Genomic DNA, 881 nt, shown 5'->3' with positions numbered 1-881 from the left:
CCCGGCGCAGGAATCATCGTTTTATCATTGATCATGTCTTTTAAATATTGAAGTGTTTTTACGTTGGTGTCATTATTGAGGATCAGCTTGCCGTTTTTATCAAAATAACCTGAGTTTTGCTGTGAAATCATAGATAAGAACGTTCCGGAATCATTTGTTTCCACCGTTCCCATCGGCTTCCCGGTCACTTTGCGCACTTTCTGTCCGGCTTTATGGTAATCATCCCATGTTTTAATATCGTCAGGATTGACGCCGGCTTTCTTCATCACATGCATGTTATAAAACATGACTGTTGTTCCTACATGCGTATCGAGTCCGTAAAGCTTGCCGTTTTTGCTGTACAGGGTCAGCCGCGCCTCAACGAATTTATCGCGGTCCTTTTCAATCAGCGGAGTCAAGTCGGCAAGCGGTATGTCAGAGCCCTTCAAAAAGTTTGAAAAACGGGCCAATTCGACATCGGCAATATCAGGGACGCCTTCTCCCGCTATTAAGGAGATCGACAAGTTATCGTGCATTTGTCCATACGGATAAACGACCGTATTCAGCTTAATTTTGCGGTCAGGATATTTTTTATTCCATTCCTTCACCATTTCTACATAGAACTGCTCATGAAGCCCGTTAAATGTCCAAAAGGTCAGCTCAGTTTCACCCGATTTGCCGGATGATTTTTCTGCTGAACACCCGGCAATGACTAATGTAAGCAGCATCATGAGCGCAAGAAAACAGACAGTCATTTTTTTCATCTGCGTTACCCCTTCCATTCGAGGTGCGGGCTATTCATATAGACCATGGTTGATCAGCGTTTTGTTTTCATTAATGATTCTTAATCCGGTGCAGCGGTCTCTTAAGGTGTGCGCGTGTCTGAAGGCATTCTTGACAGA

General features: G+C 43.9%; 2 protein-coding genes. Both read right to left on the bottom strand.

Annotated elements, in window-relative coordinates; all coding sequences use genetic code 11:
* Positions 1-743, bottom strand: a 743-nt coding sequence (locus ACWHAR_RS24760; RefSeq protein ID WP_452088140.1) for an ABC transporter substrate-binding protein, incomplete at its 3' end; no start/stop codon positions are given.
* A gap of 30 nt (positions 744-773) precedes the next feature.
* The coding region (locus ACWHAR_RS24755) for a hypothetical protein (protein ID WP_452088141.1) at positions 774-881 on the bottom strand (108 nt) is incomplete at its 5' end.

The sequence above is a fragment of the Bacillus sp. LR--39 genome, from assembly GCF_053613335.1.
This window is presented reverse-complemented; position numbering and strand designations above follow the sequence as displayed.